The following is a 26,709-nucleotide window of genomic DNA, read 5'->3' as shown; positions in this document are numbered from 1 at the left end:
CTGCGACGACCACCGCGACGGCCCGTCAGGACCGCCCGATCAGGGGTCCGTTAGGGGTTGGGGGCGAGGTCGGCGCTCAGTACCGTCCACTCACGGTGGCGGGCATGGGTCGGCAGGGTGGTCGGCGCGGTGTCGCGGCGGGCGCTTGAACAGGTACCGGAAACAGAAACTGAATTGAAATAGGAATTGCGTCCATGCGCCGAATGGTCATGTCTCCACCGAAATGTGCGCGGAGTCGGGCCGCCGGTGGTGGTGTGGTCAGCGAATCGGCAGATTCTGATCGATAGCAAGCTCTGGGCGGGTGGGTCATGGCGGACGAAGACAAGCTCCTCGAACACCTGAAGTGGGTGACCTCCGAGCTCCGCCTGGCGCGTCGGCGCCTGAGCGAGCTGGAGAACGAGGATTCGGAGCCGATCGCGATCGTCGGCATGGCCTGCCGGTTCCCCGGCGGGGTCGCCTCGCCCGAGGACCTGTGGGACCTGGTCGCCGGGGGCGTGGACGCCACCGGCACGTTCCCCGAGGATCGGGGCTGGGACCTGGACCGGCTGTACGACCCGGACCCGGACCACCAGGGCACCACCTACAGCAACCGGGGCGGCTTCCTGGCCGACGCCGGGCTGTTCGACCCGTCCCTGTTCGGGATCTCGCCGCGCGAGGCGCTGGCCATGGACCCGCAGCAGCGGCTCCTGCTGGAGGTGACCTGGGAGCTCTTCGAGCGGGCCGGCCTCGACACCGCGTCGCTGCGGGGCAGCCGCACCGGCGTCTTCGTCGGCACGGCCGGCCAGGACTACACCAGCGTCCTGCGGCAACTGCCCGAGGGCACCGAGGGGTACGTCCTCACCGGCACCGCGGCGAGCGTCATGTCGGGCCGGCTGGCGTACTCCTTCGGGCTGGAGGGGCCGGCCGTCACGATCGACACCGCCTGCTCGTCCTCGCTCGTCGCCCTGCACCTGGCCGGCCAGGCGCTGCGCGACGGCGAGTGCTCCCTCGCGGTGGCCGGCGGCGTGACCGTGCTGGCCACCCCCGGCGCCTTCGTCGAGTTCTCCCGGCAGCGCGGGCTCGCCTCCGACGGCCGGTGCAAGGCGTTCTCGGCCGACGCCGACGGCACCGGCTGGTCCGAGGGCGTCGCCATGCTGCTCGTCGAGCGGCTCTCCGACGCCCGGCGCAACGGCCACCCCGTCCTCGCGGTGATCCGCGGCAGCGCCGTCAACCAGGACGGCGCCAGCAGTGGGCTGACCGCCCCGAACGGCCCCGCCCAGCAGCGGGTCATCCGGCAGGCGCTGGAGAACGCTCGGCTGACGCCGGCCGACATCGACGTCGTGGAGGCGCACGGCACCGGCACCCGGCTCGGCGACCCGATCGAGGCGCAGGCGCTGCTGGCCACGTACGGCCAGGGCCGGACGGCCGACCGCCCGCTGTGGCTGGGGTCCCTCAAGTCGAACATCGGCCACCCCCAGGCCGCCGCCGGCGCCGGCGGCGTCATCAAGATGGTGATGGCGATGCGGCACGGTGTGCTGCCGCCCACCCTGCACGTGGCGCAGCCGTCCCCGCACATCGACTGGTCGACGGGGGCGGTGTCCCTGCTCGACGCGGCCCGCCCGTGGGCCGGCGGCGAACACGTCCGGCGGGCGGCCGTCTCGTCCTTCGGCATGAGCGGCACCAACGCGCACCTCGTCCTGGAGCAGGCCCCGACCCCCGAGACGCCGGAGGACGCCCCCGCGCCGTCCCGCCGGCTCCCGGCCGCGCCGGTGCTGCTGTCCGCCGCGCACCCCGCCGCGCTCGCCGGCCAGGCCGGCCGCTGGGCCGCCTGGCTGGCCGCCGACGGGGACCTGCGCCCCCTGGATGTCGGCTGGTCGTCGGCCGCGTCCCGGTCGACCCTGGACAGCCGGGCCGTGCTGGCCGCGACCGACCGGGACGGCCTGCTGGCCGGGCTTCGTGCCGTGGCGGCGGGTGAGTCGTCGGGTGTGGCGGTCACCGGCTCCGCCGTGGACCGGGGTCCGCTGGCGGTGTTGTTCTCGGGTCAGGGGGCGCAGCGCGCCGGGATGGGCCGGGAGTTGTACGACGGGTTCCCCGTCTTCGCCGTCGCGTTGGATGAGGTGTGTGGGCTGCTGGACGGGCTGTTGCCGCAGCCGTTGAGGCCGGTGTTGTTCGCGGTGGAGGGTTCCGTCGAGGCGGGCCTGTTGGATCAGACCGTGTTCACGCAGGCGGGTCTGTTCGCGGTCGAGGTGGCGTTGTTCCGGTTGGTGGAGTCGTTCGGTGTGGTGCCGGACTTCGTGGGTGGGCATTCGATCGGTGAGATCACGGCCGCGTATGTGGCGGGGGTGTTGTCGCTGGCGGACGCGTGTGTCCTGGTGGCGGCGCGGGGTCGGTTGATGCAGGCGCTGCCGGCCGGCGGCGGAATGCTGGCGGTGGCCGCGTCCGAGGCGGACGTGCTGCCCAGCCTGGACGGCCTCGCCGACCGGGTCGGTGTCGCGGCGGTGAACGGGCCGGCGTCCGTGGTGGTCTCCGGTGCGGTGGACGCCCTCGACGAGATCGAGCGGGCCTGGCGGGACCGGGGGACCCGGACCCGTCGGTTGACGGTGAGTCACGCGTTCCACAGTCCGCTGATGGAGCCGATGCTGGCCGGGTTCCGGTCGGTGCTGGCCGGGCTCACGTTCGCCGCGCCCCGGCTGCCGGTGGTGTCGAACGTGACCGGCGCGCTGGCCGGTGGCGAGGAGTTGCGTGCTCCGGAGTACTGGGTGCGGCATGTGCGGGAGGCGGTGCGGTTCGCCGACGGGGTCACGGCGTTGCGTGATGCCGGGGTGGACACGTTCCTGGAGGTCGGGCCGCAGAGTGTCCTGACGGCGATGGCGGCCGATGTGCTGCCGGCTGGCGGGGACGTGTTGGCGGTGGCGGTGCAGCGTCGGGACCGGTCGGAGGCGCAGGGGCTGCTGGCGGCTCTGGGTGAGTTGCACGTGCACGGCGTGCCGGTGACGTGGCAGCCGTGGTTCGCCGGGGCCGGTGCGCAGCGGGTCGACCTGCCGACGTACGCGTTCCAGCGGGAGCGGTACTGGCCCGACGCGGTGTCGTGGCAGGTCGGCGACGTGTCCGGCGCCGGGCTGGGTGTCGCGGGCCACCCGCTGCTCGGCGCGGCGGTGCGCCTCGCCGGGGACGACGAGGTGTTGTTGACGGGGCGGTTGTCGGCTGGCACTCATCCGTGGTTGGCGGAGCATGTGGTTGCTGGTTCGGTGGTGGTGCCGGGTACGGCGTTGGTGGAGTTGGCGGTGCGGGCCGGCGACGAGGTGGGCGCGTCCCGGGTGCGGGAGCTGACCGTCCTGACGCCGTTGGCGTTGCCGGCGTCGGCGGGGGTGCGGGTGCAGGTGCGCGTCGGCGCGGCCGACCCGTCCGGCACCCGGTCGGTGACCGTGCACTCGCAGCCGGACGAGGAGGCCGACGGGGCCTGGGTCCGGCACGCCGAGGGTGCGCTGGAGCCGGTGTCGGCCGACGAGCCGGTGCTGGGGGAGTGGCCGCCGGTCGGTGCGGTCGAGGTGGATCTGACCGGGTGGTACGCGGCTCTGGCGGGGCACGGTCTGGCGTACGGGCCGGTGTTCCAGGGCCTGCGTCGGGCGTGGACCGCGGCTGGTGAGGCGTACGCCGAGGTGGTCCTGCCGGAACAGGCGGCGGGCGACGCGGCGGCGTTCGGGGTGCACCCGGCGCTGCTGGACGCGGCGTTGCATCCGGTGGCGTCGCTGCTGGCCGGTGAGGGTGGCGGGGCGCGGGTGCCGTTCGCGTTCGAGGGCGTTCAGGTGCACGCCTCGGGTGCGCGGGCGCTGCGGGTCCGGCTGACCCGCGAGGGATCCGGCGTGCGCGTGGTGGCGGTGGACGAGTCCGGCGCGGCCGTGGTGTCGGTGGACTCGCTGGTGTTGCGGGAGATGACGGCGGTGGCCGCCCCGGGCGCGGCGGCGCGGTCGCTGTTCGAGGTGACGTGGCTGCCGGAGGAGATCACCCCGGCCGACGACCTGTCCGGCTGGGCGCTGCTCGGGCCGTCGATCGCCGGGCTCGACCTGCCGGGCTTCGCCGACGTCGACGCGCTCGCCACGGCGGTCGCCGACGCGCGGGCCGAGTCCCCCTGGGCCCTGCTGTGGACGCCCGGCGCGACCTCCGGCGTCGACGTGCCCGACGCGACCTCCGGCGTCGACGTGCCCGACGCGGTGCGCGCGACCACGAACGACGCCCTGACCGTGGTGCGGTCCTGGCTCGCCGCCGACGCGCTCGCCGACGCGAAGCTCGTCGTGGTCACCCGGGGTGCCGTCGTCGCCCGGGACGAGGACCAGGTGACCGACCTGGCGGGCGCCGCCGTGTGGGGCCTGCTGCGCTCGGCGCAGTCGGAGCACCCCGACCGGATCGTTCTCGCCGACGTCGAGGGTCCGCTCGACCCGGCGACCCTCGCGGTGCTGGCCGGCGTCGTAGCCGACCCGACGGCGACCGGCGGTCAGCTCGCCGTCCGCGCCGACGGTACGTTCGTGCCCCGGCTGGTCCGGCCCACGGCCGACGAGCTGACCCCGCCGTCCGGGGCGTGGCACCTTGCGGCCGTCGCCCCCGGAACCCTCGACGGGGTCGCGCTGGTGCCGGCCGCCACCCCAGCCCCCCTCGAAGCGGGGCAGGTGCGGGTCGCGGTGCGGGCGGCCGGGGTGAACTTCCGGGATGTGTTGATCGCGTTGGGGATGTATCCGGATCCGTCGGCGGTGATGGGCAGTGAGGGTGCGGGTGTGGTGGTGGAGGTCGGTCCGGGGGTGACCGACCTGGCCCCCGGTGACCGGGTGATGGGCATGTTCGAGCTGGGCTTCGGCCCGCTCGCGGTCGCCACCCGGGAGCGCCTCGCCCGGATGCCCGCCGGCTGGTCCTTTGCGCAGGCCGCCTCCGTGCCCCTCGTCTTCCTCACCGCGTGGTACGCGTTGCGGGATCTGGCGGGGTTGCGGGCGGGTGAGTCGGTGTTGGTCCACTCGGGTGCGGGTGGGGTTGGTATGGCGGCGATTCAGTTGGCGCGGCATCTGGGTGCGACGGTGTATGCGACGGCGAGTCCTGGTAAGTGGGGGGTGTTGCGGGGTCTGGGGGTGGATGCGGAGCGGATCGCGTCGTCGCGGACCACGGAGTTCGAGCGGGTGTTCGGGTCGGTGTCGGGTGGTGCCGGGGTGGATGTGGTGCTCGACGCCCTGGCGGGTGAGTTCGTCGACGCGTCGTTGCGGTTGTTGCCGCGTGGTGGCCGGTTCGTCGAGATGGGCAAGGCCGACGTCCGTGACCCGGAGGCGGTGGCGGCCGAATACCCGGGCGTCGCGTACCGGTCGTTCGACCTGAACGAGGCCGGCAGCGCCCGGATCGGCGAGATGCTGACGGAACTGCTGGCGTTGTTCGAGCAGGGCGCGTTGCGTCCGTTGCCGGTGCGGGTGTGGGACGTGCGGCATGCTCGGCGGGCGTTGCGGCACATGAGTCAGGCCCGGCACGTGGGCAAGGTGGTGCTGCGCATCCCCGCCCCGATCGACCCGGACGGCACCACGCTGATCACCGGCGCGGGCGGAACGCTGGCCGGGGTGGTGGCCCGGCACCTCGTGGCCACCGGCCAGTCCCGGAACCTGCTGCTCGCCTCCCGCCGGCACCCCGACGACGACGGTCGGGACGACTACGCCGCCCTGGTCCGCGAGCTGACCGACGCGGGAGCGCGGGTGTCCGCCGTCGCGGTCGACGTCAGCGACCCCGCGCAGGTCAGGGAGCTGATCGGCCGGGTCGACCCGGCGCACCCGCTGACCGCGGTGGTGCACGCCGCCGGGGTGCTCGCCGACGCCACCGTCACCTCGCTCGACGAGCGGGCCATGGCCACGGTGATGGCGCCGAAGGTCGACGCCGGGTGGGCGCTGCACGAGGCCACGGCCGACCTGGACCTTGCCGCGTTCGTGACGTTCTCCTCCCTCGCGGCCACCCTCGGCTCCCCCGGGCAGGGCAACTACGCGGCGGCGAACGCGTTCCTCGACGCCCTGGCCGGGCACCGCCGGCAGCGGGGCCTGGCCGCGACGAGCGTCGCCTGGGGCCTGTGGGCCACCACCAGCGGGATGACCGCGCACCTCGACGGCGACGACCAGCAGCGGCAGCGGCGGGTCGGGATGACCGGACTCTCCGCGACCGAGGGCGCCGAACTGTTCGACGCGGCCCTGCCGGCGGTGTCGCCGGTGGTCGTGGCGGCCCGGTTGCAGGTCACCGGCGACACGTCACAGGTGCCGCCGCTGCTGCGGCAGCTCGTGCGCGCCGGCGGCCGGCGTCGGGCCGGCGGTGCCCCCACGGCGGGGGCCTCCTGGCGGGACCGGCTCGTCGGCCTGCCCGAGGCGGACGCCCGGCGGCTGCTGGTGGAGCTGGTCTGCGGGCAGGCCGCGGCCGTGCTGGGCCACGCCTCCGCACAGGCCGTGCCGGCCGCCCGCGCGTTCAAGGAACTGGGCTTCGACTCGCTCACCTCGGTGGAGCTGCGCAACCGGCTGGGCTCGGCGACCGGGCTGCGGCTGCCCGCCACGCTGGCCTTCGACCACCCCACCCCGGCCCGGCTCGCCGATTACCTGTTCGGGCAGCTCGGCCTCGCCGCGACCGACGCCGCCGTGGCCGTCCGCCCGGTCGGCGTCGGCGCGACCGACGAGCCGGTGGCGATCATCGGGATGGCCTGCCGCTACCCGGGCGGGGTGGCCAGCCCGGAGCAGCTGTGGCAGCTCGTCACCTCCGGCGCCGACGCGATCGGCGGGTTCCCCACCGACCGGGGCTGGGACCTGGACCGCCTGTACGACACCGGCAGCACCGTCACCGACCAGGGCGGCTTCCTCTACGACGCCGCCGACTTCGACGCCGGCTTCTTCAACATCAGCCCCCGTGAGGCCCTCGCCATGGACCCGCAGCAGCGGCTGCTGCTGGAGACCGCCTGGGAGGCCTTCGAGTACGCCGGTGTCGACCCCGACGGCGTGACCGGCACCGCCACCGGCGTCTTCGTCGGCGCGGCCTCCTCCGGCTACGCCACGGGCGGGAACGAGGACCTGGACGGCCTCGAGGGGCACCTGCTGACCGGCACGGCCGGCAGCGTCGCCTCCGGACGGGTCTCCTACACCTTCGGGCTCGAGGGTCCCGCCGTCACCGTCGACACCGCCTGCTCGTCGTCCCTGGTCGCCCTGCACCTCGCCGCCCAGGCGCTGCGTGGCGGTGAGTGCGACCTGGCGCTGGCCGGCGGCGTCGCCCTGATGGCGTTGCCCGGCATGTTCTCGGAGTTCTCCCGCCAGGGCGGTCTGGCCCCCGACGGCCGGTGCAAGGCGTTCGCCGCGTCCGCCGACGGCACCGGCTGGTCCGAGGGCGTGGGCATGCTGCTCGTGGAGCGGCTGTCGGACGCCCGGCGCAACGGGCACCGGGTGCTGGCGGTGGTGCGTGGCAGCGCCGTGAACCAGGACGGCGCGTCCAACGGCCTCACCGCGCCGAACGGGCCGTCGCAGCAGCGGGTGATCCGACAGGCCCTGGCCAACGCCCGGCTCGGCGCCTCCGACGTGGACGCCGTCGAGGCGCACGGGACCGGCACCATGCTGGGCGACCCGATCGAGGCGCAGGCGCTGCTGGCCACGTACGGGCAGGACCGGCCGGTGGACCGGCCGCTGTTCCTCGGGTCGATCAAGTCGAACATCGGGCACTCCCAGGCCGCGGCCGGGGTGGCCGGCGTGATCAAGATGATCATGGCAATCCGGCACGGTCTGCTGCCGTCCACCCTGCACGTGGACCAGCCGTCCCCGCACGTCGACTGGGACTCCGGCGCGGTGGCGCTGCTCACCGAGCCGCGGCCGTGGCCCGCCGTCGACCGGCCCCGCCGCGCCGCCGTGTCCTCGTTCGGGATCAGCGGCACCAACGTGCACACGATCATCGAGCAGGCGCCCGACGACAGCGCCCCCGCCGCCCGGCCGACCCCCGCCCCGGAGCAGCCCGGCCTGGCCGGCCCGGCCGGCGTGCCCCTGACGGTGTCCGGGCGCAGCCCGCAGGCCCTGCGGGAGCAGGCCTCCCGGGTCCGTGGGCAGTTGGCCGAGGACGCCGACCTGACCCTCGCCGACCTGGGGCTCTCCCTCGCCACCCGACGGGCCCACCACCCGTACCGGGCGGTCGTGGTCGCCGGTGACCGGGAATCAGCCCTCGCCGAGCTGGCCGCGCTCGCCGGCTCCGAGGCCGCGCCGACCCCCGTCGACGGCACGCCGAAGGTCGCCTACGTCTTCCCCGGCCAGGGCTCGCAGTGGGTCGGGATGGCGCTGGACCTGCTGGAGTCGTCCCCGGCCTTCCGGGAGCGGATGCGGCAGTGCGCCGAGGAGCTGTCCCGGCTGGTGGACTGGTCGCTGGAGGAGGTGCTGCGGCAGGCGCCCGGCGCGCCGCCGCTGGACCGGGTCGACGTGGTCCAGCCCACCCTGTTCTCCGTCATGGTGTCCCTCGCGCGGCTGTGGCAGGCGTGCGGGATCGCCCCGGACGCCGTCGTCGGCCACTCGCAGGGCGAGATCGCCGCCGCGTGCGCCGCCGGCGCCCTCACCCTCCCGGACGCGATGCGGCTGGTCGTGGCGCGCAGCCGTGGCCTGCTGGCGATCTCGGGCCGGGGCGGCATGCTCTCCGTGCCCCTGTCGGCCGCCGACACCGAGCAGCTCATCGCGCCGTGGGCGGACACCCTGTCGATCGCCGCCATCAACGGCGCCGCCGTGACCGTCGTCTCCGGCGCCGCGGAGTCCGTCGACGCGCTGCTCGCGCACTGCGCCGAGCGCGACCTGCGGGCCCGGCGGATCGCCGTCGACTACGCCTCGCACAGCGCGCACGTCGAGGCGGTCCGCGACGACCTGTCGGCCGCGCTCGGCGCCGTCGACGCCGAGCCGACCGCCGTGTCCTTCTACTCGACGGTGACCGGCGACCTCATCGACACCGCCCAGCTCGACGCCGACTACTGGTACCGCAACCTGCGCGAACCGGTCCGGCTCGCGCCGGTGGTCGACCGGCTGATCGCCGAGGGTTTCCGGGTCTTCGTGGAGGTCAGCCCCCACCCGGTGCTCAAGGTGGTGGTCCAGGACGCGCTCGACCGGGCCGCCGACCCGGCCGGCCCCGGCGTGGTGGTGGGCTCCCTGCGCCGCGACGAGAGCGGCCCCGCGCAGCTGCTGTCCGGCCTGGCGGAGCTGTACGTCGCGGGCGTCGGCGTCGACTGGGCGAGGGTGTACGCCGGGTCCGGCGCCGCCCCGGTCGACCTGCCCACGTACGCGTTCCAGCGGGAGCGGTTCTGGCCGGCGGTGGACCGCTCGTTCGGCGGCGACGTCTCCGGCGCGGGACTCGGCGCGGCCGGCCACGGCCTGCTCGGCGCGGCGGTGCGCCTCGCCGGCGGCGACGAGGTGTTGTTGACGGGGCGGTTGTCGGCTGGCACTCATCCGTGGTTGGCGGAGCATGTGGTTGCTGGTTCGGTGGTGGTGCCGGGTACGGCGTTGGTGGAGTTGGCGGTGCGGGCCGGTGACGAGGTGGGCGTGTCGCGGGTGCGGGAGTTGACCGTCCTGACGCCGTTGGCGTTGCCGGCGTCGGCGGGGGTGCGGGTGCAGGTGCGCGTCGGCGCGGCCGGCCCGTCCGGCGCCCGGCTGGTGACCGTGCACTCGCAGCCGGAGGACGACGACGCGGGCTGGGTCCGGCACGCGGAGGGCGTCCTGGAGGCCGCCTCCCCGGACGAGCCCGGCGTGGGCGACTGGCCGCCGGTCGGTGCGGCCGAGGTGGATCTGACCGGGTGGTACGCGGCTCTGGCGGGGCACGGTCTGGCGTACGGGCCGGTGTTCCAGGGCCTGCGTCGGGCGTGGACCGCGGCTGGTGAGGCGTACGCCGAGGTGGTCCTGCCGGAACAGGCGGCGGGCGACGCGGGGCGGTTCGGGGTGCACCCGGCGCTGCTCGACGCCGCCCTGCACCCGATCGGCCTGCTGCTGACCGAGGGCTCCGGTGGGCCACGGATGCCGTTCGCGTTCGAGGGCGTGCAGGTGCACGCGTCGGGCGCCTCGGTGCTGCGGGTCCGGCTGACCCGAGCGGGCAGCGGTGTGCGGCTGGTCGCGGTCGACGGCACGGGCGCCCCGGTCGTGTCGGTGGACTCGCTCGTGCTGCGGGAGATGACCGGGGTCGCAGCCTCGGGCGCCGTGGCCCGGTCGCTGTTCGAGGTGAGCTGGCAGGCCGAGGACGTCGCCCCCGCCACCGACCCCACCGGCCGGGTGCTGCTGGGCGACGCGGCCGGGACCACCGGGCCGGGAGTGGCCGGGTACCCCACCGTGGCCGACCTGGCGGCGGCCGTGGCCGCCGGAACGGCCGGCCGGCCGCGCGTGCTGCTCCTGCCGGTGACGATCCCGCAGCCGGCGGACGCCGACGTGCCGGCGGCCGTGCGGACGGCCACGGCGCACGTGCTCGGCGTGCTCCAGTCCTGGCTGGACGCCGGGGAACTGGCGGACACCCGGCTCGTCGTGGTGACCCGGGGCGCCGTGGCGGCCGTCCCCGCCGACCAGCTGCGCGACCCGGTGGGCGCGGCGGTGTGGGGCCTGCTGCGCTCGGCGCAGTCGGAGCACCCCGACCGGATCGTCCTCGCCGACGTCGACCGGGACCTCTCACCCGAGCTGTGGGACCTGCTGGCCGGCGTCGCCGAGGACCCGTCGCCCACGGGCGGGCAGGTCGCGGTGCGCGACGGCGAGGTCCGCTCCCCGCGCCTGACCCGCACCGGCGCCTCGGCCGGCGACGACCTGACCCCGCCGGACGGGCTGTGGCACCTCGCCGCGACCGCCCCCGGCACCCTCGACGGGATCAGCCTCACGCCGGCCACCCCCGCCCCCCTCGACGCGGGGCAGGTGCGCATCGCCATGCGGGCGGCCGGGGTGAACTTCCGGGATGTGTTGATCGCGTTGGGGATGTATCCGGATCCGTCGGCGGTGATGGGCAGTGAGGGTGCGGGTGTGGTGGTGGAGGTCGGTCCGGGGGTGACCGACCTGGCCCCCGGCGACCGGGTGATGGGCATGTTCGAACCCGCCTTCGGCCCCCAGGTCACCGCCACGCGGGAACTGGTCGCGAGGATCCCGGCCGGCTGGACCTTCGCCGAGGCAGCCTCCGTGCCGGTGGTGTTCCTGACGGCGTGGTACGCGTTGCGGGATCTGGCGGGGTTGCGGGCGGGTGAGTCGGTGTTGGTCCACTCGGGTGCGGGTGGGGTTGGTATGGCGGCGATTCAGTTGGCGCGGCATCTGGGTGCGACGGTGTATGCGACGGCGAGTCCTGGTAAGTGGGGGGTGTTGCGGGGTCTGGGGGTGGATGCGGAGCGGATCGCGTCGTCGCGGACCACGGAGTTCGAGCGGGTGTTCGGGTCGGTGTCGGGTGGTGCCGGGGTGGATGTGGTGCTCGACGCCCTGGCGGGTGAGTTCGTCGACGCGTCGTTGCGGTTGTTGCCGCGTGGTGGCCGGTTCGTCGAGATGGGCAAGACCGACATCCGCGACCCCCGCCAGGTCGCCGAGCGCCACCCCGGCGTGACCTACCGGGCGTTCGACCTCAACGAGGCCGGGCACGCCCGCATCAGCGAGATGCTGGCCGAGCTGCTGGCGTTGTTCGAGCAGGGCGCGTTGCGTCCGTTGCCGGTGCGGGTGTGGGACGTGCAGCATGCTCGGCGGGCGTTGCGGCACATGAGTCAGGCCCGGCACGTGGGCAAGGTGGTGCTGCGCATCCCCGCCCCGATCGACCCGGACGGCACCACGCTGATCACCGGCGCCGGCGGCGCCCTGGCCGGGGTGTTCGCCCGGCACCTCGTGACCACCGGCCAGTCCCGGAACCTGCTGCTCGCCTCCCGCCGCGGCCCCGAGGCCTACCGCGACCTGGTGGCGGAGCTGACCCGCCACGGCGCCCACGTCACCACCGCCACCGCCGACGTCGCCGACCCCGACCAGGTCGCCGGCCTGCTGGCGCAGGTGGACCCGGCGCACCCGCTGACCGCCGTGGTGCACACCGCCGGCGTGATCGCCGACGCCACCATCGGCTCCCTCGACGAGCAGGCCCTCGACGCGGTGCTGACCCCGAAGGTCGACGCCGGCTGGGCGCTGCACCGGGCGACCCGCGACGCCGACCTGGCCGCCTTCGCGGTGTTCTCCTCGGTGGCGGCCACCCTCGGCTCGCCCGGGCAGGGCAACTACTCGGCGGCGAACGGGTTCCTCGACGCCCTCGCCCGCCTCCGCCAGCAGCAGGGGCTGCCCGCCACGAGCCTCGCCTGGGGACTGTGGGACACCGCCAGCGCGATGACCGCCCACCTCGGCGGCAACGCCCACCGCCGGGCCATCCGGGCCACCAGCGCCCCGCTGACCGAGGTCGAGGGCACCGCCCTGTTCGACCTGGCCCGGCAGTACGGCGGCGTGCACCTCGTACTCATGAACCTGCCGCCGGCCACGGCCCGGCCGGCGGCCGGCGCGGTGCCCAGCATGCTGCGCGAGCTGGTCCGCCCCGCCGGCCCCGTCCGGCGGACCGCCGGGCAGGGACTTGCCGACACCGCCTCGGAACGCGGGCGGCTGGCCACGCTCAGCTCCGCGCAGCGGCGCAGCCACCTGCTCGACCTGGTAGCCGCGAGCGTGGCCGCCGTGCTGGGGCACCGCTCCGCCGACCGCGTCGATGCCCAGCGCGGCTTCAAGGAGCTGGGCTTCGACTCGCTGACCTCGGTGGAACTGCGCAACCGGCTGGCCACCGCCACCGGGCTGCGGCTGCCCGCCACCGTGGCGTTCGACTACCCCACCCCGGTCGTCCTCGCCGACTTCCTCGACCGGGAGCTCGGCGGCGTCGAGGCGCCCGCCGCCGGCAAGGCAGCCGGCGCGGCCACCGCCCTCGACGAGCCCATCGCGATCATCGGCATGGCCTGCCGGTTCCCCGGCGACGTGCAGACCCCCGAGCAGCTCTGGGACCTGGTCACGGCCGGGGCCGACGTCATCGCGCCGTTCCCCACCGACCGCGGCTGGGACCCGGACGACCTGCGGACCGGCGACGACGGCAGCGGCCCCCGCCAGGGCGGCTTCCTGCACGACGCGGCCGAGTTCGACGCCGGCTTCTTCGGGATCTCCCCCCGGGAGGCGCTGGCCATGGACCCGCAGCAGCGGCTGCTGCTGGAGACCTCCTGGGAGGCCTTCGAGCGGGCGGGCATCGACCCCCACACGGCCCGGGGCAGCAGCACCGGCGTCTACGTCGGGCTCATCTACCACGACTACGCGTCCCAGGCCGCCGACACCACCGACGAGCTGGACGGCTACGTCGGCAACGGCAGCGCCGGCAGCGTCGCGTCGGGCCGGATCTCGTACCTGTTCGGCCTGGAGGGCCCCGCCGTCACCGTCGACACCGCCTGCTCCTCCTCGCTGGTCGCCCTGCACCTGGCCACCCAGGCGCTGCGCCAGGACGAGTGCCGGCTCGCGCTCGCCGGCGGCGTCAGCGTGATGTCCACCCCCGGCATGCTCACCGAGTTCTCCCGGCAGCGCGGCCTCTCGCCCGACGGCCGGTGCAAGGCCTTCGGCGCGGGCGCCGACGGCACCGGCTTCGCCGAGGGCATCGGCATGCTGCTGCTGGAACGCCTCTCCGACGCACAGCGCAACGGGCACCGCGTCCTCGCCGTGGTCCGGGGCAGCGCGGTCAACCAGGACGGCGCGAGCAGCGGCCTGACCGCCCCGAACGGCCCCGCCCAGCAGCGGGTGATCAGGCAGGCCCTGGCCAACGCCCGCCTCACGGCGGCGGACGTGGACGCAGTCGAGGCGCACGGCACCGGCACCCCCCTCGGCGACCCGATCGAGGCGCAGGCGCTGCTGGCCACGTACGGCCAGGACCGGCCCGCCGACCGGCCGCTGCTGCTCGGCTCGATCAAGTCCAACATCGGCCACGCCCAGGCCGCCGCCGGTGTCGCCGGTGTGATCAAGATGGTGCTGGCGATGCGGCACGGGCTGCTGCCGTCGACCCTGCACGTCGACGAGCCGTCCCCGCACATCGACTGGGACGCCGGGGCGGTGGAACTGCTCACCGAGACCCGCCGCTGGCCGGCCCTGGACCGGCCCCGCCGCGCCGCCGTGTCCTCCTTCGGGATCAGCGGAACCAACGCGCACACCATCATCGAGCAGGCGCCGGCGGCGGCCCCCGTGGCCGCCCCGGCGGTGGTCGGGGAGGTCCCCGGCGGCCTCGTACCCTGCGTCCTGTCGGCGCGCGGCGACGCCGCCCTGCGCGGGCAGGCCCGACGGCTGCACGGCCTGGCGGCCGACCGGTCGGACCTGACCGTCGCCGGGATCGGTCGCGCGCTGGCCACCGGCCGGTCCGTCTTCGAACACCGCGCCGTCCTGTTGGCCGCCGACCGGGGCGGCCTGCTGTCCGCCCTGGACGCGTTCGCCGACGGGCAGCCCTCGCCCGCCGTCGTCCAGGGCACCGCCCGGGGCGGGCGCACCGCCGTCGTCTTCTCCGGCCAGGGCGCGCAGCGCGCCGGCATGGGCCGGGAGTTGTACGCCGCGTACCCCGTCTTCGCCGCCGCGCTGGACGAGGCGTGCGCCCATCTCGACCCGCACCTGCCCCGCCCGCTGCGGGACGCGCTGTTCGCCGCGGCGGGCTCGGCCGACGCCGAGCTGCTGGACCAGACCGCCTTCACCCAGGCCGGCCTGTTCGCCGTCGAGGTGGCCCTGTTCCGCCTCGTCGAGTCGTACGGGATCGTGCCGGACTTCGTCGCCGGCCACTCGATCGGTGAGGTGACCGCCGCGTACGTGGCCGGGGTGCTCTCCCTCGACGACGCGTGCGCCCTGGTGGGCGCGCGGGGCCGGCTGATGCAGGCCCTGCCGGCCGGCGGCGGGATGCTCGCCGTCGCCGCCGACGAGGCGGCGGTCACCGAGTCGCTGGCCGGCCTGGCCGACCGCGTCGGGATCGCGGCGGTCAACGGGCCGACGGCGGTGGTGGTCTCCGGGGTGCTCGACGCGCTGGACGCCCTGGAGCGGACCTGGTCCGCCCGGGGGACGCGCACGCGCCGGCTGCGGGTCAGCCACGCCTTCCACAGCCCCCTGGTGGAACCGATGCTGGCCGAGTTCCGGGCGGTCCTCGACGGGCTGACCTTCCGCCCGCCGTTGCTGCCGGTGGTCTCCAACCTCACCGGCGGGATCGCCGACGCCGAGGAGATCGGCACCCCCGACTACTGGGTGCGGCACGTCCGGGAGGCCGTCCGCTTCGCCGACGGCGTCGCCTGCCTGCGGCAGCGCAACGTCGGCATGTTCCTCGAAATCGGCCCGGACGCGGTCCTCGCCGGAATGGTCCGCACCTGCCTGCCGGACGACGACTCGGTCGCGGTCGTCGCGGCGCTGCGCCCCGGCCGGCCGGAACCCGTCTCGCTGCTGCACGCGCTGGCGGAACTGCACGTCCACGGCGTGCCCGTGACATGGTCCGCCCTGCTGCCGGGCGCAAACCCCGTCGACCTGCCGACGTACGCGTTCCAGCGGCAGCGGTACTGGCCCAACGTCGGCCGGCTGCGCGCCGGTGACGTGGCCGGCGCGGGCCTCGGCGCGGCCGGGCACGGGCTGCTCGGCGCCGCCGTCGACCTGGCCGGCGACGGCGAGGTCGTGCTGACCGGCCGGCTGGCGCTCGCCACCCGGCCGTGGCTCGCCGACCACGCGGTGTCGGGCGCGGTGCTGCTGCCGGGCACCGCCCTGGTGGAACTCGCGATTCGGGCCGGCGACGAGGTGGGCGCGTCCCGGGTACGGGAGCTGACCATCGCCGTGCCGCTGGTGCTCCCGCCCTCCGGCGGCGTGCGCATCCAGGTCCGGGTGTCGGCGCCGGGATACGCGCCGCAGCGCACCGTCACCATCCACTCCCGACCCGATGACGCCCCTGACGCGGGGTGGACCCGGCACGCCGACGGGGTGCTGGAACCGGCGTCCGCCGCCGAGCCGGGCGTCGGCCCCTGGCCGCCCGTGGGCGCCGACGAGGTCGACCTGACCGGCTGGTACGACGCGTTCGCCGCACGGGGCCTGGCGTACGGGCCGGTGTTCCAGGGGCTGCGCCGGGTCTGGACGGGCGGCGGCGAGGTCTTCGCCGAGGTGGCCCTGCCCGACGACGCGGCCGGCGACGTCGCGCGGTTCGGCGTGCACCCGGCGCTGCTGGACGCCGCCCTGCACCCCGTCGCCCTGCTGTTCGAGGAGTCCGCCGCGCCCCGGGTGCCGTTCGCGTTCTCCGGTGTGCAGGTGCACGCCTCGGGCGCACGGGTGCTGCGGGTGCGGCTGACCCGCGAGGGCACCGGCGTGCGGCTGGTCGCCGGTGACGAGGCCGGCACGCCGGTGGTGTCCGTGGACTCGCTGACCCTGCGGGAGCTGATCGGCCGGGCCGCCCCGGACGCGGCAGCCCGGTCGCTGTTCGAGGTCGCCTGGCGGGCCGCCGAGGTCGTCCCGGCCGACGTACCGGCTTGGGTGACCCTCGGCGAGCCGCGGGACGTCGCCACCGGGCGCGCCCACCGGACCGTCGCCGACCTGCTCGCCGCGCTCGACGGCGGTGCCGAGACGCCCGCCCTGCTGCTGCTCCCGGCCACCGCCCCGCAGGATGGCGCGGTGCCCGACGCGGTCGGGGCCCTCGCCTCGACGGTACTGGCGGAGCTGCGGTCCTGGCTGGCCGCCGACGCCCTGGCGGACTCGAAGCTGGTGGTGGTGACCCGGGGCGCGGTGGCGGCCCGGGACGGCGACGCCGTGGCCGATCTGGCGGGTGCGGCGGTGTGGGGCCTGCTGCGGTCGGCGCAGTCCGAGCACCCCGGCCGGATCGTGCTGGCCGACGTCGACGGCGACGTCGACGCGGGCCTGGTGGCCGTCCTGGCGCGGGTCGCCGAGGACGCCGCGGGCGCTCAGGTGGCCCTCCGCGCGGGCCGGGTGTTCGTGCCACGGCTGGTGCGCGCGTCGGGGCCGTCGTCGCACGCCCCGATCGTGGCGGACGCCGGCGCGGTCCTGGTGACCGGCGGCACCGGCGCGCTGGGCGCCCTCGTCGCGGAGCATCTGGTCCGGGCACACGGGCTCCGGGCGCTGGTGCTGGCGTCCCGGCGGGGCCCGGCGGCCGCCGGCGCCGACGAGCTGGTCGAACGGCTGGCCGGGCTGGGCGCGTCCGCCCGGGTGGTGGCGTGCGACGTCACCGACCGGGCGCAGGTGGCCGGGCTGGTCGCGGACGTCACCTCGACGGGCCGGCTGGCGGGCGTCGTCCACCTGGCCGGTGTGCTCGACGACGGCCTCGTCGAGGGGCTGACGGCCGACCAGCTCGCGGGCGTCCTGGCGCCGAAGGTGTCGGCGGGCTGGCACCTGCACGAGGCGACGGCCGATCTGGACCTGGACCTGTTCGTGCTGTTCTCCTCGATCGCGGGGGTGCTCGGCTCGCCGGGCCAGGCGGCGTACGCGGCGGGCAACGCGTTCCTGGACGCCCTGGCGGCGCACCGCGGGCAGGCCGGTCTGCCGGCGGTCAGCCTCGCGTGGGGGATGTGGGACACGGCCGGGATGGCGGCGTCCCTCGGCGGCGTCGACCGGGCCCGGTCGGAGCGGGCCGGCCTGACCGCGATGAGCGCCGACACCGGCCTGGCGCTGTTCGACGCGGCGCTGGCCGTGGACCGGCCGACCCTGGTGCCGGCGGTGATCGACGTGCCCGCGCTGCGGGCCGCCGCCGCCGGTGGCGTGGTGCCGCCGATGTTGCGGGCGTTGGTCGGCACGACCACGACGCGTCGCCAGGCGGGACAGGGCGGCGACAGCCTGGCCGGCCGGCTCGCCCGGCTCACCGAGGACGAGGGTCGGGCGCAGGTCGCCCTGCTCGTCCGGGGCCTGGCCGCGCAGGTGCTGGGGCACGACGGTGTGGAGGCGGTGCCGGCGGACCGGGCGTTCCGGGACCTCGGATTCGACTCGCTGAGCGCGGTCGAGCTGCGCAACCGGGTCAACGCCGCGACGGGGCTGCGCCTCGGCTCGACCCTGGTCTTCGACTACCCCACCCCGCAGGCGCTGGCTGAGCACGTGCTCGCCGACCTGTTGGGTACCGGGGTCGTCGAGGTCGGGCCGGATCTGCCGGTGACGGTCGGCGGCGACGAGCCGATCGCGATCGTGGGCATGGCGTGCCGGTACCCGGGCGGGGTGGAGACGCCGGAGCAGTTGTGGGCGTTGCTGGCCGGCGGCGGCGAGGGGATCGGGGAGTTCCCCGCGGACCGGGGCTGGGACCTGGAGTCGTTGTTCGACGCGGACCCGGACCGGCCGGGAACCTCGTACACCCGGCACGGCGGCTTCCTGTACGGGGCGGGGGAGTTCGATCCGGCCTTCTTCGGGATCTCGCCGCGTGAGGCGTTGGCGATGGATCCGCAGCAGCGGTTGCTGTTGGAGGCGTCGTGGGAGACGTTGGAGTCCGCCGGGGTGGATCCGCAGTGGTTGCGGGGCAGTCGGACGGGTGTGTTCGCGGGTGTGATGTACCACGACTACGCCTCGGTGCTGATGGATGTGCCGGGCGAGGTCGAGGGGTACATCGGTACCGGTAACTCGGGCAGTGTGTTGTCGGGTCGGGTGGCGTACACGTTCGGCTTGGAGGGGCCGGCGGTGACGGTGGATACCGCGTGTTCGTCGTCGTTGGTGGCGTTGCATCTGGCGGTTCAGGCGTTGCGTAGTGGTGAGTGTGATTTGGCGTTGGCTGGTGGGGTGACGGTGATGGCGACGCCGGGGACGTTCATCGAGTTCTCGCGTCAGCGTGGTCTGTCGCAGGATGGTCGGTGCAAGTCGTTCGCCGCCGCCGCCGATGGCACGGGCTGGTCCGAGGGCGTGGGTGTGCTGCTGGTGCAGCGGCTGTCGGACGCGCAGCGGGAGGGTCGGAACATCCTGGCCGTCGTCAGGGGTACGGCGGTGAACCAGGACGGCGCGTCGAATGGTCTCACCGCGCCGAATGGTCCGTCGCAGCAGCGGGTGATCCGGCAGGCGCTGGCCAACGCCCGGCTCAGCTCGCAGCAGGTCGACGTGGTGGAGGCGCACGGCACCGGCACCACGCTGGGCGATCCGATCGAGGCCCAGGCGCTGCTGGCGACGTACGGGCAGGACCGGTCCGAGGATCGGCCGCTGCTTCTCGGGTCGGTGAAGTCGAACATCGGTCACACGCAGGCAGCCGCCGGGGTGGCCGGCGTGATCAAGATGATCATGGCGATGCGGCATGGTGTGGTGCCGGCGACGTTGCATGTGGATGAGCCGTCCCCGCACATCGACTGGACGGCCGGCGCGGTCACCCTCGCCACCGAGGCGACGCCGTGGCCGGCGGTGAACCGGCCCCGTCGGGCGGCCGTCTCCTCGTTCGGGATCTCCGGCACCAACGCGCACGTGATCATCGAGCAGCCGCCCGCCGAGGTGATCGAGGGCGGGACAGTCGGCGACGCCACGCCTCCGTTGGTGCCGGTGCTGCTGTCTGCGCGCACCGACGTGGCGCTGGCCGCGCAGGCGGACCGGTGGACCCGGTGGCTCTCCGCCGACCAGGGCCTCGGGGCCGTCGAGGTCGCCTGGTCCTCGGTCACCACCCGACCGGCCCTGACCCGCCGGGCCGTCGTCGTCGCGGCGCACCGCGACGACCTGCTGGCGGGGCTGACCGCCCTCGCCGGCGGTGAGCCGTCCGGCGCGGTGGTCACCGGCTCCGCCGTGGAACGCGGACCGCTGGCGGTGCTGTTCTCCGGCCAGGGCGCGCAGCGCGCCGGGATGGGCCGCGAGTTGTACGACGGGTTCCCCGTCTTCGCGTCGGCGCTGGACGAGGTGTGCGCCGAGTTGGACGGGTTGCTGCCAGGCCCGTTGAAGGCGGTGCTGTTCGCCGAGCCGGGCACGTCGGACGCCGATCTCCTCGATCAGACCGTGTTCACGCAGGCGGGTCTGTTCGCGGTCGAGGTGGCGTTGTTCCGGCTGGTGGAGTCGTTCGGTGTGGTGCCGGACTTCGTGGGTGGGCACTCGGTTGGTGAGATCACGGCTGCGCATGTGGCGGGGGTGTTGTCGCTGGCGGACGCCTGTCGGTTGGTGGCGGCGCGTGGTGGGTTGATGCAGGCACTGCCGGCCGGCGGCGGAATGCTGGCGGTCAACGCGTCCGAGGCGGACGTGGCGGAGAGCCTGGGCGGTCTCGCCGACCGGGTCGGTGTCGCGGCGGTGAACGGGCCGGCGTCCGTGGTGGTGTCCGGTGCGGTCGACGCCCTGGACGAGTTGGCCGAGTTCTGGCGGGGCCGGGGGGTGCGGATCCGTCGGTTGACGGTGAGTCACGCGTTCCACAGTCCGTTGATGGAGCCGATGCTGGCCGGGTTCCGGTCGGTGCTGGCCGGGCTCACGTTCGCCGCGCCCCGGCTGCCAGTGGTGTCGAACGTGACCGGTGGGTTGGCCGGTGGCGAGGAGTTGCGTGCTCCGGAGTACTGGGTGCGGCATGTGCGGGAGGCGGTGCGGTTCGCCGACGGGGTCACGGCGTTGCGTGATGCCGGGGTGGACACGTTCCTGGAGGTCGGGCCGCAGAGTGTCCTGACGGCGATGGCGGCCGATGTGCTGCCGGCTGGCGGGGACGTGTTGGCGGTGGCGGTGCAGCGTCGGGACCGGTCGGAGGCGCAGGGGCTGCTGGCTGCTCTGGGTGAGTTGCACGTGCACGGCGTGCCGGTGACGTGGCAGCCGTGGTTCGCCGGGGCCGGTGCGACCCGGGTCGACCTGCCGACGTACGCGTTCCAGCGGGAGCGGTACTGGCCCGAGCCCGCCCGCCCGGCCCGCCGGCCGGTCGGCGACGGCGGCGACGCCGAGTTCTGGACGGCCGTGGAGAGCGGCGACCTCACCGCCCTCGCGACCCAGTTCGGCGACGGCGGTGACCTCGACGCCCTCGCCCCGGCCCTGCCGGTGCTGTCGACGTGGCATCGGGCCCGCCGGCAACGCGTCCTGGTCGACGGCTGGTCGTACCGGGTCATGTGGAAGCGGACCGACCTCGCCGCCATCCCGGCGGGCACCTGGCTGCTGGTGTCGCCGCAGGACGACGACCCGGTCACCGGCGCGCGGACCGAGGAGGCCGCCAAGGCCCTGGCCTTGGCCGGCGCCGACGTGCTCCGGCTGACCGTCGACCCCGCCCGCACCGACCGGGACGACCTCGCCCGGCAGCTCGCCGAGACGCTGGCCGACCGGCCGGCCACCGGCGTGCTCTCCCTGCTCGGCCTCCGCGACCAGCCGCACCCGGACAGCCCGGCCGTGCCCGTCGGCACGGCGGCCACCCTGCTGCTGCTTCAGGGGCTGCACGACACCGGTACGAAGACCCGGCTGTGGTGCCTGACCCAGGGCGCGGTCGGCACCGGGGACGGCGACGCGGTCCGGCGGGTCGCCCAGAGCGGGCTGTGGGGCCTCGGACTGGTCGCCGGACTGGAACACCCGCACCTGTGGGGCGGCCTCATGGACCTGCCCGACGACGTCGACCCCGCCGTCTGGGACCGGCTGGTCCGGGTGGTCGCCGGCGCCGGGGACGAGGACCAGATCGCCGTACGGCCCACCGGCGTTTTCGTCCGGCGGCTCGCGCGGGCGGCAGCCTCCGCCCCGGCCGCCGGGGAACGCTGGCAGCCGTCGGGCACGGTGCTGATCACCGGCGGAACGGGGGCGCTCGGCGCCCACGTGGCCCGCTGGGCGGTCACCAACGGCGCCGCGCACGTGGTGCTGACCAGCCGCCGCGGCGAGCGGGCCGCGGGCGCCGGTGAGCTGCGGGAGGAACTGGCCGCGCACGGCGCCCGGGTCTCGATCGTGGCGTGCGACGTCGCCGAGCGGGACCAGGTCGCGGCCCTGCTGGCGACCCTGGACGAGGACCCGGCGCCGCTGACGGCGGTGGTGCACGCCGCCGGGGCCGGCGACGTCGGCCTGCTCGCCGAGACCGACCTCGCCGGCTTCGCCGCCGTCCTCGCCGGGAAGGTGGCCGGCGCGGTGCACCTGGACGACCTGCTCGGCGACCGGCCGCTGGACGCGTTCGTGCTGTTCTCCTCGATCGCCGGGGTGTGGGGCAGCGGCGGGCAGGGCGCCTACGCGGCGGGCAACGCGTTCCTCGACGCGCTGGCCGACCAGCGGAGGGCCCGGGGCCTCGCAGCGACGTCGGTGGCGTGGGGGCCGTGGGCCGACGGTGGCATGGCCGGCGTCGAGGCCCAGCAGGCCCTGGCCCGGCGCGGCCTCGGCGCGATGGCGCCGGACGACGCCGTGCACGCCATGCGGTACGCCGTCGGCCAGCCCCGCCCCGCCCTGACCGTGGCCGACGTCGACTGGGCGGTGTTCGCCCCCGCGTACGCCTCGGCCCGCCCCCGGCCGTTGCTCGACGACCTCGCCGAGGCCCGGGACGCGCTGCGCGCCCCCGCCGACGAGCAGCCGGGCGGCGCCGCCGACGGGCTCCGGGAGCACCTGCGCGCCCTGCCCCGCGCCGAGCAGCTCCGGCACCTGGTCGACCTGGTCCGCACCCACGCCTCGGCGGTGCTCGGTCACCCGGGCACGGACCGGGTCAAGCCCCGGCTGGCGTTCAAGGAGCTCGGGTTCGACTCGCTGACCGCGGTGGAGCTGCGCAACCGGCTCACCGCCGCGAGCGGGCTGCCGCTGCCGGCGACCCTCGTCTTCGACTACCCGAACCCCACCACCCTCGCGGAACACCTGCTCGACGGGCTGCTCCCCGAGGCACGGCGGTCGGACGGCCCGGACCCGTCGGAGTCGACGGTCCGCCAGGCCCTCGCGACCATCCCGCTGGCCCGGCTCCGGGACGCGGGCCTGCTGGAACTGCTGCTGAACCTCACCGACGCCGAGACCGACGCCGCCGAGTCCACCGACGAGAGCATCGACCTCATCGACGAGATGGACGCCGACACCCTCGTCAAGCTGGCGCTTGACGGATCCGATTCCTGACCGTTGTCCCCAGTACGGAGCTTGTGATGTCTACGTCCGCAGACAAGGTCGTCGAGGCGCTCCGCGCCTCGCTCAAGGAGACGGGCCGCCTCCGTCAGCTCAACCAGCAGCTCACCGCCGCCGCGCGCGAACCGATCGCGATCGTGGCGATGTCCTGCCGCTACCCCGGGGGCGTCTCCACCCCGGAGCAGCTGTGGGACCTGGTCGCGTCGGGCAGCGACGCCGTCGGCGGCTTCCCCACCGACCGGGGCTGGGACCTGGACAACCTGTACGACGCCGACGCCGACCGGGCGGGCCGCTCCACCACCCGCGAGGGCGGCTTCCTCTACGACGCGGCCGAGTTCGACGCCGGCTTCTTCGGCATCTCGCCCCGCGAGGCGGTCGCCATGGACCCCCAGCAGCGGCTGCTGCTGGAGACGTCGTGGGAGGCGTTCGAGTACGCGGGGATCGCGCCCGCGTCCATGCGCGGCCAGAAGGTCGGCGTCTTCGTCGGCACCGCCGCCAACGGGTACGGGATGGGCCCGCAGACCGAGGGGGAGGGCACCGACGAGGGCTACCTGCTGACCGGCACGGCCACGAGTGTCGTCTCCGGCCGGATCGCGTACGCCCTCGGGCTGGAGGGGCCGGCGGTCACCGTCGACACCGCCTGCTCGTCGTCGCTGGTGGCCCTGCACCTCGCCGCCCAGGCCCTGCGCCAGGGCGACTTCGACCTCGCCCTGGCCGGCGGCGTGTGCATCATGGCCACCCCCAGCCCGTTCGTCGGCTTCTCCCGGCAACGCGGCCTGGCCCCGGACGGCCGGTGCAAGTCCTTCGCCGCCGCCGCCGACGGCACCGGCTGGGCGGAGGGCGTCGGCCTCCTGCTGGTGGAGCGGCTGTCGGACGCCCAGCGCAAGGGGCACCGCGTGCTGGCCGTGATCCGGGGCAGCGCGGTCAACCAGGACGGCGCGTCGAACGGGCTCACCGCCCCGAACGGCCCCGCCCAGCAGCGGGTGATCCGGCAGGCCCTGGCCAACGCCCGGCTCACCACCGCCGACGTGGACGCCGTCGAGGCGCACGGCACCGGCACCGTCCTGGGCGACCCGATCGAGGCGCAGGCCGTGCTGGCCACGTACGGGCAGGACCGGCCCGCCGACCGGCCGCTGCTGCTCGGCTCGATCAAGTCGAACTTCGGGCACAGCCAGTCGGCTGCGGGCGTCGCCGGGATCATCAAGATGGTGATGGCGATGCGGCACGGCGTCGTCCCGTCGACCCTGCACGTGGACTCCCCGACGCCGAAGGTCGACTGGTCGGCGGGCGCCGTGTCGCTGGTGACCGAGGCGCGGCCCTGGCCGGCGACCGGACGGCCCCGGCGGGCCGCCGTCTCGTCCTTCGGCATCTCCGGGACCAACGCGCACACCATCATCGAGGAACCCCCCGCCCCGGAAGCCGACGCCGACGCCCCGGAACCGGCCGCCACCCTCCCGGTGGTGCCGGTGCTGCTGTCCGCCCGCTCCGACGCCGCGCTCGCCGGCCAGGCCGGCCGCTGGGCCAGGTGGCTGGCGGCCGACGGGGACCTGCGTCCTCTGGACGTCGGCTGGTCGTCGGCGGTGTCGCGGTCGTCCCTGGACAGCCGGGCCGTGCTGACCGCGACCGACCGGGACGAGCTGCTGGCCGGGCTGCGTGCCCTGGCCTCGGGGCAGTCGTCGGGCGCGGTGGTGGCGGGTCGGGCGGCAGACCGGGGTCCGCTGGCGGTGTTGTTCTCGGGTCAGGGGGCGCAGCGCGCCGGGATGGGCCGCGAGTTGTACGACGGGTTCCCCGTCTTCGCCGTCGCGTTGGATGAGGTGTGTGGGCTGTTCGACGGGCTGTTGCCGCAGCCGTTGAGGCCGGTGTTGTTCGCGGTGGAGGGTTCCGTCGAGGCGGGCCTGTTGGATCAGACCGTGTTCACCCAGGCGGGTCTGTTCGCGGTCGAGGTGGCCCTGTTCCGGTTGGTGGAGTCGTTCGGTGTGGTGCCGGACTTCGTGGGTGGGCATTCGATCGGTGAGATCACGGCTGCGCATGTGGCGGGGGTGTTGTCGCTGGCGGACGCGTGTGTCCTGGTGGCGGCGCGGGGTCGCCTGATGCAGGCGCTGCCGGCCGGCGGCGGAATGCTGGCGGTGGCCGCGTCCGAGGCGGACGTGCTGCCCAGCCTGGACGGCCTCGCCGACCGGGTCGGTGTCGCGGCGGTGAACGGGCCGGCGTCCGTGGTGGTCTCCGGCGCGGTGGACGCCCTCGACGAGATCGAGCGGGCCTGGCGGGACCGGGGGACCCGGACCCGTCGGTTGACGGTGAGTCACGCGTTCCACAGTCCGCTGATGGAGCCGATGCTCGACGAGTTCCGGTCGGTGCTGGCCGGGCTCACGTTCGCCGCGCCCCGGCTACCGGTGGTGTCGAACGTGACCGGCGCGCTGGCCGGCGGCGACGAGTTGCGTACCCCGCAGTACTGGGTGCGGCACGTGCGGGAGGCCGTGCGGTTCGCCGACGGGATCACGACGCTCCGCGCCGCCGGCGTCGACACGTTCCTGGAGATCGGGCCCCGCAGCGTCCTCACCGCGATGACCCAGGACGTCCTCGGCCCGCAGCCGGTCGACCCGGCCGCCGACGACGCGACCCCGGTCGTCGCGGTGCCCGCGCTGCGGGCCGACCGCCCCGAGCCCCGCGCGCTGCTCGCCGCCCTCGCCGAACTGCACGTCAACGGCGCGGCCGTCGACTGGCCCGTGGTGTACACCGACACCGGCGCGACCACGGTCGGCCTGCCCACGTACGCGTTCCAGCGGCAGCGCTACTGGCCGGAACAGCTTCCGGCCTCCGTCACCGGCCCGGTCAGCCCCGACGTCCTCGACGTCGAGTTCTGGTCCGCCGTGGAACGCTCCGACGTGGCGGCGCTGGCCGCGCAGCTCGGCGACGACGGCGCGGACGTCCTCGCCCCGGCGCTGCCGGTCCTGTCGTCCTGGCGCCGGGCGCGGCTGCGCGACGCCGTCGTCGACGGCTGGTCGTACCGGGTGGTGTGGAAGCGCGCGGCGACGCCCGCCGCCGCCGCGCCGATCGGCGACTGGCTGCTGCTCGAACCGGCCGGCGACCCGGCGGTGGCGCAGTGGGCCGACGCGCTGACGGCGGCGCTCGACGCCGTCGGCGGGGCGGTCCACCGCCTGCCGGTGGACCCGCTGACCGGCCGGGACGAGCTGGCGGCCCGGCTGGCCGAGCTGCCGGCGGACCGCCGGTTCGCGGCGGCGGTCTCCCTGCTCGGCCTGCTGGACCGGCCGCACCCCGGCCACCCGGCGGTGTCGACCGGCACCGCCGCGACGGCGACCCTGATGCAGGCCCTGCACGACGCCGACGTCGCGCTGCCGGTGTGGACCCTCACCCAGGGCGCGGTCGGCACCGGCGACGCCGACGGCGTCCGCAGCGTTGCCCAGGGCGGACTGTGGGGCCTGGCCCGGGTCGCCGGGCTGGAACACCCTCAGCTCTGGGGCGGCCTGGCCGACCTGCCGGAGCGCCCCGACGCGGCCGGCTGGGACCGGCTCGTGGGCGTGCTGGCCGGGGCCGGCGACGAGGACCAGATCGCCGTACGTCCCTCCGGCGTCTTCGTGCGCCGGCTGGTCCGCGCCGACCCCGCCGGCGTGGGAACCGTCGAACGCTGGCAGCCCTCCGGGACGGTGCTGATCACCGGCGGCACCGGGGCGCTCGGCGCCCACGTGGCCCGCTGGGTGGCGGCCAACGGCGCCGCGCATGTCGTGCTGACCAGCCGCCGTGGCGAGCGGGCGCCGGGCGCGGCGGAGCTGCGGGACGAACTGGC

2 protein-coding genes (1 of these 2 only partly in view) are annotated in these 26,709 nt (G+C 75.5%); both read left to right on the top strand.

Features of this window, described 5'->3' with window-relative positions; translation table 11 throughout:
* Positions 1-308 precede the first annotated feature (308 nt).
* Positions 309-22,898, top strand: a complete 22,590-nt coding sequence (locus tag OG559_RS02035; RefSeq protein ID WP_405111672.1) for a type I polyketide synthase — start codon at positions 309-311, stop codon at positions 22,896-22,898.
* A 26-nt stretch (positions 22,899-22,924) separates the two neighbouring features.
* Positions 22,925-26,709: the 5' portion of a type I polyketide synthase gene (locus OG559_RS02030; RefSeq protein WP_405111669.1), read on the top strand. The gene runs 26,326 nt beyond the window's last position; the window shows 3,785 of its 30,111 coding nt (coding positions 1-3,785); the start codon lies at positions 22,925-22,927; its stop codon lies off the right edge, out of view.

Origin of the sequence: Micromonospora sp. NBC_01405 (assembly GCF_045040155.1) — a bacterium.
GTDB lineage: Bacteria > Actinomycetota > Actinomycetes > Mycobacteriales > Micromonosporaceae > Micromonospora.
Note: the sequence above shows the minus strand (reverse complement) of the source record. Positions and strands in the feature narration are given on the sequence as shown.